We start from the raw sequence: 13,247 nt of genomic DNA on the forward strand, positions 1-13,247 counted from the left end.
AAAGACATACCTAATCGATGATGATATGTCTTTTTTGGAATAAGTTATTTATAAGAGTTTCTGTTAAAAATGAATTTTTGGCATATGCAACTTCATCCTAGTGATAGTCAAGCAGTTAATCGTGATGAGGTAAAAAGAATTCTTCTAGAAAAAGGTGTTATAGGGTTAGGAGTTCAATGGGAAAATGATAAAGGACAGCCACAAAAATTTGAGAAAGAAGTCAAAGTTGGCGATGTTGTCTTAATTAGAAGTGATGGACCTCTAGCTTTAGTAAAAGTCTTAAGTAATTGTTATAACAATCAAGATAATAGCGTTTGGTTTGATCTTATAAGAAAGGTTGAAATATTATCTTTGGAAGGTAATTTTTATAAAGTTCAATTTAAAAAGAAATTCAATTCAAATTGGTATGATTCATTATATCTACCTACTACTCTAGAAGTTGCTAATAATTCAGCATTTATAAATTTTTGGTATAAAACAATAATTGGAAAAGTTTTAATGGATACTACTATTAGTTTGCTCAAATACAAACATCAAATCATATTACAAGGTCCTCCAGGAACTGGAAAAACTCGATTAGCAAAGTTAATAGCAGAAGATTTGATTAAGCCAGAAACTATTGGTCATCCAGAAGAAATTATTGATAGTGAACTAATGAAATTTGATTCGACTAGTGATCATATTCAAGCAACTAGAAAACTTCATCAACGTCTTCGTAATGACTTTTTAGAACAATTTCCTAAAGAAAATCTAAAGAATCTAACCTTAGATAAATATTGTACGGGTACAGGTGAGCGAGATAATTTCTGCTGGTGGCTCGAGAGAGGGCTTGAACCTTTAGGTTATTATTTCCCAGGTACGTCTCGCTCATACCAAATTTATTGGAAAAAGAGTGCTCAAGAATATAGTAAGCATGGATTTGTTAAGGAAGTAGCCAATGATGAAGAAGCAATGAAGGACGTTGCGAAGGAACTTCATGGCTTAGTAAATCAAAAAAATGTTGATAAAACTGCAAAGTATTTTGGTGACAGTTTAATTTTAAAAATCTTAAATACTTACTTTCCTGAGGAATATTTTCCAATCAATAGTGAAAAAATGATTGATCACTCCTTAAAAATTTTTAAAGTAAATTATACGGGGCTAAATGTATTCGAAAAAAATAAAAAGCTTTATGAAGTTTATGTAGATAAGAAAACCAAGTTTAATTTAGACATTACAGCCTTTGAGTTTTCAAATATATTATCTTCAAATTTTAATTTGAAAACTGGAGAAGACATTAACCAAGAACATGAAGTGATAAGCCAGGGGGAATATCAGATCATTCAATTCCATCCAGCATATTCTTATGAAGACTTTGTGAGAGGGATTGTTGCTGAAACGAATGACAGTGGCAATATAACCTATAAGGTAGAAAATAAAGTATTAGCTGAGTTTGCTAAAAAAGCACAAGATAATCCGAATGGAAAATATGTATTAATTGTTGATGAAATTAATAGGGCTAACTTACCGTCAGTACTAGGTGAACTTATTTATGCACTAGAGTACAGAGGGGACGCAGTAACGTCTATGTATGAGTTTGAGGGAGAAAGAAATATAACTTTACCTAAAAATTTATACATCATTGGCACAATGAATACAGCTGACCGATCTGTAGGACATATTGATTATGCGATTAGGAGACGATTTGCATTTGTCGATATTCTTCCTGATGAAAGTATTATCAATAATCTCAAAGCCAAACAATTATTTAATGACGTTAAATTAATTTTTGGTAATGATTACTTATCTCCAGATTTTAAACCGAATGATGTGATGATTGGGCATAGTTACTTCTTAACCAAAGATGAAAATGAGTTAAAAGTTAAGTTGGATTTCGAAATTAAACCAATATTAAAAGAATATTTGAAAGATGGAATTCTACTAGAGTCCGCTGCAGTACATATTGAAAATTTAAAGGTCTAAAGTGAACTTACATCAAACATATGAACATTTACCTATTGATATTTCAGTAGATAACTTGACAAATATGAAAGAAATTATTTTTTGTAATAATAAGGAAAAAAAGTGTATAGAGTTTAAATTTAGTCAAGGTGTTATTACGTTACATACTAATTATTATGTCGGTGTTGATTGGCTTAAAAAGAATGACATAGCTATTTATGTAGCTCCAAAATTGAATGAGGAGAGAAAAGAAACTGACTATTTTCATATGTTATTCTCATGTATGAAACATTCCGATATATCAGCACATTCAAAGGATTTGTACGAAATTAAGTTTGATGAACAATATATCGAGATAAATCAGAAACAGGATTTAATTACACCACTGTTAATGATCAGGTATCTGCAAGTTCTAAAATCGGTAGTTCGAAAAGGGTTAAAAAAGTCATATTACCGAGTAGAACAGAATTTAAGTTCTAAGATCAAAGGCAAAGTTTTTGTTTCAAAGACTTTAAAACAAAATATCGTAAAGAACAGACTTAATAAGACTATATGTAATTTTGAAGTCTATGGTGTAGATTCTATTGAAAATAAAATTTTAAAATCTGCTTTAAAATTTGTAGAATTTTACTTAGCGAAATATAGGCAATTCTCAGATTGTTTTTTGCCACTCCTAAGCTTTTGTAAACCTGCATTCTATGAGGTGGATGACTCGTTTTTTGATCTTAATTCGATAAAAAAAATAAAAATTAATGCTTTTTTTAAGGAATATAAAGAAGCACTTGATTTAGCAGAAATGATTATAAAGAGATTCGGTTATAACATTCGAGAAATGGATAAAAAGGTAGTAAGAGTTCCACCTTTCTGGATTGATATGCCGAAGCTTTTTGAACTTTATGTATTGGGGTTATTGAAAGAACAATATGGCAGTAAAATCCAGTTTCAGGCGAAGGGAAATTATGGTGAACCGGATTTTCTTTTAATTACTGAATCTGAAAAGATGGTGATAGATACCAAATATAAGCGTATTTATCAGAATAATGATGAATATCAAAATCGTTTTAATTCTGATGATATAAGACAGATATGTGGATATGCTAGAGATCGAAAAATTTTAAAACGCTTGGGTTACACGGATGAAAATATGCAAGATATTGTTGTGGATTGCTTAATCATTTACCCAGACCAAAATTCTTCTAGAATCTTACCTAAAAATTTAAAAGTTCATTCAATTGATCAATTTACGAAATTTTATAAGATTCCTGTAAAGTTACCTACACTATAAATTTGTGTTTTGAGTACAGGAGTTTCCTTATACAAGGAAACTCTTTGGTAATCCCCCAAAAAAATAATTGAGTTTAAAAGTAGAAAATCGAATAACCTTGATTTAAGGAGATTTTCTATGAAAACATCTAAGTATTCAGACAGCCTAATCATGAGTATTTTAAAGCAAGCTGAAGCAGGAACACCTATACCGAACTTGTGCCGCGAACATGGAGAGTGAATAGCCACCGATTTTGTAGACACCTTTAAGTTAGATATGGACTGCCACCACTCTCCTAGACAAATATGGTCTATTCTTTTTGCATAGGAGAAAACATTATGAGTGGACAACGTTATACCCCAGAATTTAAAGATGAAGCTGTAAAATTGATTACTGAACGAGGATATTCTGTCAGTGATGTGGCAGAACGTTTAGGTGTATCACAGCACAGTATTTATAAATGGCTTAAAGCTGTACATCCATTACACAACAATCATGATGAACATGAACTGCTTGAAGCAAAGAAAGAAATCCTACGCCTTAAAAGTCAGCTTAAACAGACAGAAGAGGAACGAGATATCTTAAAAAAGGCCGCAAGGTACTTTGCAAGCCAGCCCGAGTGAAGTATCAATTCATCCTTGAATACAGCCATCAATTTAAGATTAAAACGATGTGTCGGGTATTAAAGATCGCTCGCGCTGGTTATTACGCTTGGCTACATGAACCTGAATCAAGCAGAACCATTGAAGACAAGCGTTTATTACAGCTCATTCGTTCTTCTTATGATGCCAGCTATGGTATCTATGGTTACAGACGCATTACTTTAGACCTTAAAGAATTAGGTGATGCTTGTGGCCCTAATCGTGTACTAAAGATCATGAAAAACAATGGTATTACAGCTGTACGGGGTATAAGAAACATAAAAGCTATGGTCAAGGCCGTCCTCAGATTGTGCCACCCAACCATTTAAATCGAGAGTTTGTTGTAAATACACCTGATACTTCGTGGGTGTCTGATATTACTTATATTCGCACATGGCAAGGCTGGTTATATCTGGCTGTGGTTCTTGATTTATATTCAAAGAAAGTGATCGGTTGGTCAATGAAATCTACGCTTGCCAAAGATATCGTACTTGATGCTCTACTCATGGCAGTATGGTGACGCAGACCTAATGAACCTGTGATCATACATTCAGACCAAGGCTCACAATACAGTAGCGGAGACTGGCAAAAATTCTGTCAGAAGCATAACTTAATACCTAGCATGAGCCGCAGAGGAAACTGCTGGGATAATGCCGTTGCAGAATCCTTTTTTAGTAGCTTAAAGAAGGAAAGAATTAAAAAGAGAATTTATAAAACACGCGAAATGGCGCGTGCGGATGTGTTTGATTACATCGAGATGTTTTACAATCGAATCAGGCGCCATTCGCATCTTGATGGGATGAGTCCAGAAGCATTCGAGGTAGCTTCAAAATGAGGCTACTTCAATGTCTAGGATACTGGGAGCAGTCCAGAATGATGATTTGGAAACGGCTTTGTTGCATAAAGATTTGAAATGCAAAGCGCCCTAATTGAGCCGAATTTAAGGCGTAACTTGGGCAAGTGGTCGACCTAATTCCGTGTCGAGGTATTTCAATTAATGCCATTTCGCACTTGTTGCAAAATCCAGTCCTCATATTCTTGCAGTGTTTCTCGTAGCATATCCATAGGTCGTACGATATAGTGTCTTTCAACTAATGCACTTGGTTTATGACCTGATATCTGTGCTAAAGATCCTTCATTGATTTTTGCCCAAATAGCTAACGTTTTATATGATCTCCTCAATCCATGGGGAGTAAGTTCAATATTTAGTTTTTTACATATTTTCTCTAAGCTATCGTAAGGATTAACAATATGGCCACATTCAGCGCCCTTACTGCTAAATATGAATTTAGAATCAGAATTTTTCTTTAGTTCTAATAATAAGCTTTCAACATATCCAGTTAGAGGGATTAGGCGACCTTCATCTTCAATTTTATCTCTGACTTTTGCTGTTTTCCAACGAAAATCAACATCTGTCCATTTTAATGAAAGCAGCTCATTCTTTCGGCAACCAGTGATTAAACTACATATTAAAAAAATCGCAATTTTTCTACTGGTTAACTTATTTACCTCTTCAAACCATGGTTTTAGATGTTGTTTCATCAAACAATCATTTTTGGCTTTGGGAGAAGGCACTTTATCTTTAACTTTTTTAGAGTTGTATGATTTTAGAGGAACTAAGTTTTCATAATCCTCATGTTCCTCACACCAATTTAGGAAAGCTCGTGTAAGTCGGTATGCTTTAGCTGATGTTGTTGGACGGAAGTTATTGTGATCAAGCCAATCGCAAAATACATCTGCAGTCAATTCAGAAAGTTTATACTCAAACAGTTGAAAAATGGGTTGACTAGTATAAACACTATTATTTTCAGGATCGTAACCACCTCTAGATAATTCGATGTGGTCCTGATAGCTTCTTGGTCGCCAATTAGGTTGTCTTGCTTTTAAATATTCAAACCATACATCTTTAAATTTAATAGTTTTACGCTTTTCTTGTTTTAGCAGTTCTTTATTATCAGCTAAAGCTTTCTTACGCTCGATTAATGGGTCAATCCCTTTATGGCACATAATCGCCAATTCTTGTGCATATTTACGAGCATCATCTAATTTCCATATATCAACGTCACCAATTTTGATACGACGGTTTTGAAGACCAATACGACCTTGGAAAATGTAGCTTTTATTATTTTTAGGTGTAACTTTAACACCAAATCCAGGTGTTTTCTCATCCCAAAAGAAAGTTGGTTTAGTTTGGTCTGAGCAATCAATTTTATCAATTGTGGGTTTTGTTAGTTTCATTCTAGTAAGCGTCTGGTAAGCAAGTAGTAAGCAAAATCAATATATATTAATCAACAAAAAGAGTGAATAATAAAATTTTAAAATTATATAAATATATGATAGTATTAATTTTATATCTGCAGCTTGTTGATTTTTAATTGCTATGTTAACGGACTCATAATCCGTTGGTCCCGTGTTCAAGTCACGGTGGGCCCACCATATATCAAACCCTCTAAACCATGAGTTTAGAGGGTTTTTCAATGTCGAAAATAAGAAAAAGTGTTTAGACCAACGGTCTATTTGATGGTTCATCAGTTCAAAAGTCCGATGGACCAATTTATGGTCAAACCTCTTCTAGATTCGACATTTCCGCAAGTTTATTTGCTAATTGTTCGGCCTGTTCTATAACCGTTTCAGTCGCTAATAGTGCCATATCGGGTGAGTAGCCATATTTTTTAGCAACCATTTCACAATTACTCTTAACTTTGCACGTGCTGCTTCTTTAATTGTCCAATCCATCGTGACATTTTGGCGAATGGATTCAGTAAGTACCATTGCAAGCTCTCTAAGGATATCTTTTTGCATGAGTTCTCTTGCACTGTCATTTTCAGCGACAGCAAAGTAAAAGGCATACTCATATTCAGTTAGATTGAGTTCGGCAGCAAGCTTGTTAGACTCCAGAATGTTGCAAGCTTGATGAGTTTATCAATCACTTCAGCGGCAGTAAGTACTTTATTCTGATAGCCCTTAATGGCAGTACTTAGCATATCCACGAGCTTCTTGCCTTGGTTTACGCTATGTTGACCTCTTATTTTGATTTCATCAGTTTATTGATTTTAAATGGCTTTGTTGCATAAACCTAGCCACGAAGATTTATTCAGCCATATAATTTCAAAATGAATAAACCTGCCCCTAGAACCTATCGCACAACCAATTGGCCTTCCTATAATCGAGCCCTCATTAACCGAGGTAATATTTCCATTTGGTTTGATCCAAAGACTCAGTGGTATGCACAACCACAAGGCAAGCAAGGTCGAAATCAAACTTACTCAGACACAGCTATTCAATGCTGTTTAATGATCAAATCTCTATTTAGACTCTCTTTACGCATGGTTACAGGTTTTGTTCAGAGCCTGATTAAACTTTGCGGATTAGATTGGACAGCACCAGATTATTCGACCATATGCAGAAGACAAAAGCATATTGATATTGTGATTAGCTATCAAAAAAGCAGCGATGAACTACATCTGCTCGTGGACTCTACTGGTTTAAAGTTTCTAGGTGAAGGTGAATGGAAACGCAAGAAACATGGATCTGAATATCGTCGCCAATGGCATAAGCTTCATATTGCTATAGATGCTGAAACCCTTCAAATACGTGCAGTACAACTCACCACAAATAATGTCAGCGATTCACAGGTACTTAGTGATTTACTTGATCAGATTCCATTGGATGAGCAAATAGACTCTGTTTATACCGATGGAGCTTATGACACAAAAAGATGCCGTCAAGTCATTGCAGATCGACAAGCGCATGCAGTGATTCCTCCTAGAAAAAATGCAAGACCTTGGAAAGATACAAAATCACATTCTCAGGAGCGAAATGAATTACTTCGAACAGTTAAACGTTTAGGCAGAACACTATGGAAAAAATGGTCAGGCTATCATCGGCGAAGTTTGGTGGAAACCAAGATGCATTGCATCAAATTATTAGGGGATAAACTCAGCGCTAAAAATTTTAACAATCAAGTCAACGAGATTCATGCACGTGTGGCAGTCTTAAATAAATTTACAGAATTAGGTCAACCTCATACACAAGTTGCCACTTAAATTTGGATCACTTAGGGGCAGCTGTGCATTTCAAGCCTTTGTGCAACAAAGCCATTTTAAATTATCAAATTTTTGTTCATAGTTAAATTATAATGGCTATTAATTAGTTTAAAATTGATCAGAAAAACAAACAGTTCAGATCTGTAATTAATGAATAAACTTTATATTATTTTGGGTGGTGTAGTCCTTTTAATGATCGTTATTGTTTGGAAAACAAATTCTGAACGGATAGCGCGAGAACAAGAATATCAACAAAAAGCTTTACAACATATGCAAAAAATGGCTGAACTTGAGACTGAACGCCGAGCAAAACTAGCTCAGGAAGCTATCGATAGAGAAAGAAAAGAGCGACAACGTGTAGATGAAAATGCTAAGGCTAAACGTGAATCAGAAAAATACATGCAATATGAACGGCAAGCTGAAGAAGATGGATATTCAGAAAATCGGCATTTAATGGAACAGGAATCTTTAAGATATTTCTATGATTCTGATTATTAATGTTTAGAAATAGCTGATTTAGCCTTAATTAGGTAAGAACTATTTCGGTATGGTTTTAAGAAGGTTTAGAATTTTTTCAGAATCTATGCTCTAAAATAAGTTTAGATTAATGAAATAATTGTTTTAAGTTTGATTGTCGTTTAACAAGAATTTGATAGCGAAAGTAGGCTCTAATGCTTCAAAATACAACTGAAAAGATTGTTGCATGAGCCTTATATCATTCGTCATTGATAATACTGATGTACTTTCCAAAAAGCATTATCTAACCATCGTTGTTCCTCTTTATATAATGAATATCTTCGGTGTTCATATACTTTAATAATCTTTTGAATTTCTCTTAAATAATTACTTTCTAGCATTATTTTTTGCTCAGCAGATAAAATATGTTCAGAAGCTTTTATTGCAGTATAAATTGCATTGAATAGGCCTTGTCCTGCGATTGGATCAAAAGCCAATAACGCATCACCACAAGCAACCCAACCTTCACCAAAGCTATTGGATGACCATGTTGTGCGGACATCATGAGTGTAAATATCAGCGCTTAACTCTAATTGACCTAGAAGATCCGTAATACCACTTTTTTTATTAATTACATCATCCCAATGCGATGCGTGATTCCTTAGATTAAATGCAAACTTAGGAAGAGTATGAAAACCTAATACCCATTTTTCCTCAGAGATTTTTCCTGCATATAGCCATCCACTTTCATTGGATGAAATTATTGTTTTATTCAGTGATATGTTTTTCTCAGGTACACAGGTACGATAAAGGGCTACTAATGGAGCTCCTCGATAACGTTGAACACCCAGTAATTTAAGAATTTTGGCACTGCGGCCTGTCGCATCGATAATCCATTTTGAAGTAATAAGCATTTTACCGTCTAAGGTAATTTTCCATAGACCATTCTGTTTGTTTAAATTTGTGATACTCGCGTTCAGATGTGTAATGTTTTTCAGTTGAATATATTGTTTTAAGAGCGTATCAAATCGTTGACGATCAATTCGAAGACCTAAGCCATAAGGATCATGAATAGCATCTGTTATAGATGCTTGTTCAGTTCCCCAAAAAGCCATATTTCCTGTGACTTTTGGGGGAAAAGAATTATCGCCATTTGAAGTATTGTGTAGTGTTTCGACCAGTTCTTTAAGACCTAACTTCAGAAGTAGTCGAATTGCTGCCCCAGCTAAGGTTTCACCAAATTTATGCATTTGATGATTTGGGCTACCAATTATAATTACTGATAGCCCAGCTAAAGAGAGCTGCCTTGCTGCAATCATACCAGCAGGGCCGTTACCAGCTACGCACACATCAAAATCATAATTGAGCATTTAACGTTTCTGAACTCTTACTGCTCTAAACGCGAGCAGTTGTTCATGACTAGCCCAACCTGCTTTATCGAGATTTGTCAGTGGTTCAGTGCTACTTTCGAGTAAATGTGTTGCATATTCAGCAGCAGCTTTTAATTTTCCTGCTATCAACGTTTCAACATATAGATATTCGGGAATATCTGTATCATCTTTAATACCTTCACGAACCTCAACAATACCAAGTTCATTGAAGTGTGCAACCATACGCATCATAACGTCTGCCGTATTTGCATCTTGAATAGCTCTTAACCAACTACGTCGTTGATTAAAGGCTGCAATCCGTTCTTCTCTAGGCAAATCTAGATTAATAACCTTTTGATAATCTTGTTCTGTTAACACTTGATTGGGAACACGGGCAGCCCAGAATGTAGGTAGATAAGGATCAAAGTCAGGATCATAGCCCGAACGGCAGAATGCTGTATCTCCTTGCCAAGGAATTGCCATCCAACGAGTGATACTTCCTGGTATTTGAGCATAAAGTGGCCCATCTACTTGTTGAACTTTGATAGGTGTCATCGTAGCACCATAATCTGGTTCAGGATCAGAATCTGAACGTCGTCTGATTCTAAAAGGTGAACTATACATACTGGCGTGACGCATAGGCCATGTCATTTCACATCCAGGATGGAAAGTGTCAGCTAAACAATAATGCAATGCTGCTTTATCGAGCGTATGTGGTTGGTCTTTTAATGGAACTTGGTCAAAAGAGCTGAAGCCTTTTAGCTCTTGATCTGACCAATCATCAATGAAGTTCCCTTCAACCCAATGATGTAGTAAGCCTTCTTGTAGCCCAGTCATGGTCAACATATTACCTGTACCATTTTCTGGAAAACTACCAAAAGCATCACCATAAATCCAAGGCCAAATATGTGGCCATTGAACTGGCTCTGCTACAACTGGTCTTGATGGTCTGAAGTTATGAAAGATTGCTCGGCGAAGTTCGCTATAAGGATCTGCTTGATTTAGATCTTTGGGTTTGTATGACAACTTGGCGAGTAACTGCGGATTGCTAAAATCCATAGGGCAGCCTTTACCAAAATAAGCTGCAAAACCTTTATTCACCCATTGCAGCCCGCCCAAACGATTTAATAATGGCAAAATATCATGGGTAAATGATGGTTTTTCTGGCATTGTCATCCAGCCAGCATTTACGTATACATCGCACATTAAGTCATACATTGTACGCCAACTGACGACATCAGGTGCATAATTGGGTGGTGCGACAACAACCCAAGCAGATTCAACAGGGATACTTACGCCATTGATTTTTACGGTCGCATCAACAGTACCATCTGAGGTGTCATCGTACCAATCATTTGCATTATTAAAGCCTGGCGGATTATCTGGATCGAATACTGGTGCATTGGTTGGTGATGCAGACTTTCCATGGCCACCTAAAAATAATAGTCGCCCATTTTCATCAGTTTGTATTTCACCTAAGAGCACAGTAACAGGCCGATCAGATGCAGCTTGAAATGTTCCTGTATCAAAGCGATGCTCAGCACCACCTGAAATATTTCGACCACAAATACTTCTTGGACCTGGATCAATTGCTAATTTAATTCGATTTTCTGCTTTGACTTTAGGGTTGCGTAAAGCAAATGCATTGTCTGGTGCATTGACAGCCTCAGGGATATCTAGCGCATATTGAAACTCATACCATTGAGATTTGCGGTTGGCGACATGCACGGTCCAAACGATATCTGCATTATCTGGGGTCAGTTCACGGACAACTTTACCAGCTGCATTGTATCCATAGAGTCGAAAACGAGCTGCTTGTCTTTTAATAGCACCTGTTGAGTCTCGGTAAAAATTTGGTTGCTGAGTAAGATCAGCAGGGGCATCAACTATTTCAGGCCCAATGAAAAACTCATTTTCACTATCACCTACTCGAGCGATACCAATCGCTGGATGTATTGCTGCACGGACAATATGAGTATCGACACAGGCAGCAGGTGAAATAAGTGGACGAGGGGAGTTTGGTTCACCTAAAGGTATTCCATTTACATTACGTCTTAATTCAGCAGAAGCCGCATAAACCTCACGCCTAGCATCGGCAATAGAACCAACAGGTTCATGATCGGCTGTTACGTGCCATATGTTCATGGCAAGATTTTCACCATACTCAGCTTGACCACGAGCTTCTATATCTTGAATAGGGATAACAATATCTGCGACATGAATAGGCGGACTCAAATCTTCTGACCAGACAACAGTTGCTTCATCTAATGGCATTTGGTCTGGATCGGTTCTTAATTGAATCATAAAGCGGAATCGCGCTTCTGTTTTTTTTAACCGAGCAACTAAATCTGCACCTAAATAAGAAGGGTCATTGGGAGAGTGATTTGGTGGATCAAGATAAAAGTTGGGTTCTAATTTATATTTAACGAACTGGCTCTCACCAAATTTAAAAGGTAAGCCACTCCAATATGCCGAAGATAAAACACTGGCAACTGGTTTTGCCATTGCATCAAGTAATTCAGAGGTTTTTGGATGATCTTTTAAGTAGGGATCATAGTTGCCATCAACAACGCCAGCCTTCGTGAATTCACACATGTCTTTAGCCGTATCGACGAAGAATGCATCGAAGTTCTGCATGAGGAAGTCAAAAGTACCTGCATCGGGATTTCCTAGTAGCTTTTTACCATCAACTTCAAATAGTTTAATGCCTACCCCTAAAGTAGATTTGAAATCAGTACTGGTAGGCGTAGTATCTGATGAGAATCGAATCCATGTTGGATAGCGCTTACCTAAATGAGCAAATAATCCAATACGTAAGTTTTCTGGTAAATCTTCTCGAATAATAAATTCAGCAGCAGCTATGCCATGTGGTTTTAAAAAAACAGGTCGCATAGCAGGGCACTGACCTTTGCCGATTCTCCCCGCTTGTACCATATCGACAAACATTGTTTTTAGCGATTCGATGGGATCAGTACTGCAATCAACACAAATTTTATTTGTGGGTGAGTCTGAATTCATATGATCCATTTTTTGTCCTTATTATTTTAAAGTTTTTTAATTTTTACAACGGATATAAAACTATAGAAAATAAAATGTCTGGTCAATATTTATGCTTAAATTTATTTTTTTAAAAGAATGTATTTTAAATTTAGTTAAATATTTTTTTAATCATAATTTAATAACACCATAGATTAAATGCTATTAAAAAATAATCTATGGTGAGTAAAAATATTAATAATAACTGGCAATAATTACAGCACTGTTATGTTCAGGAATTTTCTCAATACTAATTTCGGTTACATTGTTATTTTGTGGGCTGTTTCTCAAATCTTCTAAAGATACGCTTTTTGATTCAATGTTTTGTTTTATAGTGTTGATTACTTGGCAGTCTTTGTCTGAATGGATTGTTGAACAGGTATCTTCAACAATATTTCCATTAATTTGAATTGTACCCGATGAATAACTCACCGAAGCAATAGCCATTAATGATGAAAGTAATATGAATTTATAAAGATTTTTATGCATGATT

At 35.7% G+C, this 13,247-nt stretch carries 8 protein-coding genes and 3 pseudogenes; 6 read left to right on the forward strand and 5 right to left on the reverse strand.

Going from position 1 to position 13,247, the window contains the following annotated elements:
* The first annotated feature begins 84 nt into the window (after positions 1–84).
* The 4 genes and pseudogenes from IO68_RS24535 to IO68_RS33595 all read left to right on the forward strand — a co-directional run bounded on the left by IO68_RS24535 (position 85) and on the right by IO68_RS33595 (position 4,681).
* A complete protein-coding gene (locus IO68_RS24535) occupies positions 85–1,962 on the forward strand; it encodes an AAA family ATPase (RefSeq protein WP_227500149.1) in 1,878 nt (625 codons plus the stop codon).
* A gap of 1 nt (position 1,963) precedes the next feature.
* The gene (locus IO68_RS24540) at positions 1,964–3,226 is read left to right on the forward strand and encodes a 5-methylcytosine restriction system specificity protein McrC (protein WP_026094078.1); all 1,263 of its coding nucleotides are present in this window, start codon (positions 1,964–1,966) and stop codon (positions 3,224–3,226) included.
* A 117-nt stretch (positions 3,227–3,343) separates the two neighbouring features.
* Positions 3,344–3,439: pseudogene (locus tag IO68_RS34350) on the forward strand (transposase); the annotation flags it as partial.
* Between the two features lie 104 nt (positions 3,440–3,543).
* Positions 3,544–4,681 (forward strand): annotated as a pseudogene (locus IO68_RS33595) (IS3 family transposase).
* 155 nt (positions 4,682–4,836) lie between these two features.
* Here IO68_RS33595 and IO68_RS24555 read toward each other — a convergent pair.
* Complete coding sequence (locus tag IO68_RS24555) at positions 4,837–6,084, reverse strand: tyrosine-type recombinase/integrase (RefSeq protein WP_019384262.1); 1,248 nt, start codon at positions 6,082–6,084, stop codon at positions 4,837–4,839.
* Positions 6,085–6,406: 322 nt separating this feature from the next.
* Positions 6,407–6,887, reverse strand: a pseudogene (locus IO68_RS34355) (type I restriction enzyme endonuclease domain-containing protein); the annotation flags it as partial.
* Positions 6,888–6,959: 72 nt separating this feature from the next.
* Between IO68_RS34355 and IO68_RS24560 the strand changes: the two are divergent.
* Complete coding sequence (locus IO68_RS24560) at positions 6,960–7,892, forward strand: IS5 family transposase (RefSeq protein ID WP_023013245.1); 933 nt, start codon at positions 6,960–6,962, stop codon at positions 7,890–7,892.
* 150 nt (positions 7,893–8,042) lie between these two features.
* Positions 8,043–8,390, forward strand: coding sequence for a hypothetical protein (locus IO68_RS24565; RefSeq protein ID WP_023013246.1), 348 nt, complete (start codon positions 8,043–8,045; stop codon positions 8,388–8,390).
* Between the two features lie 224 nt (positions 8,391–8,614).
* Here the strand turns inward: IO68_RS24565 and IO68_RS24570 are convergent, their stop codons facing one another.
* From IO68_RS24570 to IO68_RS24580, 3 genes are all read right to left on the reverse strand, one after another.
* The gene (locus IO68_RS24570) at positions 8,615–9,718 is read right to left on the reverse strand and encodes an FAD-dependent monooxygenase (RefSeq protein WP_023013247.1); all 1,104 of its coding nucleotides are present in this window, start codon (positions 9,716–9,718) and stop codon (positions 8,615–8,617) included.
* Positions 9,719–12,745: a LodA/GoxA family CTQ-dependent oxidase gene (locus IO68_RS24575; protein ID WP_023013248.1), complete on the reverse strand. Its 3,027-nt coding sequence runs from the start codon at positions 12,743–12,745 to the stop codon at positions 9,719–9,721.
* A gap of 204 nt (positions 12,746–12,949) precedes the next feature.
* A complete protein-coding gene (locus IO68_RS24580; RefSeq protein ID WP_023013249.1) occupies positions 12,950–13,243 on the reverse strand; it encodes a type 1 fimbrial protein in 294 nt (97 codons plus the stop codon).
* Positions 13,244–13,247 lie beyond the last annotated feature (4 nt).

Source organism: Acinetobacter sp. COS3, from assembly GCF_000475335.1.
In the GTDB taxonomy this organism is placed as follows: domain Bacteria; phylum Pseudomonadota; class Gammaproteobacteria; order Pseudomonadales; family Moraxellaceae; genus Acinetobacter; species Acinetobacter venetianus.

Coding starts and splice junctions, on each gene's coding strand:
- IO68_RS24535 (WP_227500149.1), top strand. CDS start 85: ATGCAACTTCATCCTAGTGATAGTCAAGCAGTTAATCGTGATGAGGTA.
- IO68_RS24555 (WP_019384262.1), bottom strand. CDS start 6,084: ATGAAACTAACAAAACCCACAATTGATAAAATTGATTGCTCAGACCAA.
- IO68_RS24560 (WP_023013245.1), top strand. CDS start 6,960: ATGAATAAACCTGCCCCTAGAACCTATCGCACAACCAATTGGCCTTCC.
- IO68_RS24565 (WP_023013246.1), top strand. CDS start 8,043: ATGAATAAACTTTATATTATTTTGGGTGGTGTAGTCCTTTTAATGATC.
- IO68_RS24570 (WP_023013247.1), bottom strand. CDS start 9,718: ATGCTCAATTATGATTTTGATGTGTGCGTAGCTGGTAACGGCCCTGCT.
- IO68_RS24575 (WP_023013248.1), bottom strand. CDS start 12,745: ATGGATCATATGAATTCAGACTCACCCACAAATAAAATTTGTGTTGAT.
- IO68_RS24580 (WP_023013249.1), bottom strand. CDS start 13,243: ATGCATAAAAATCTTTATAAATTCATATTACTTTCATCATTAATGGCT.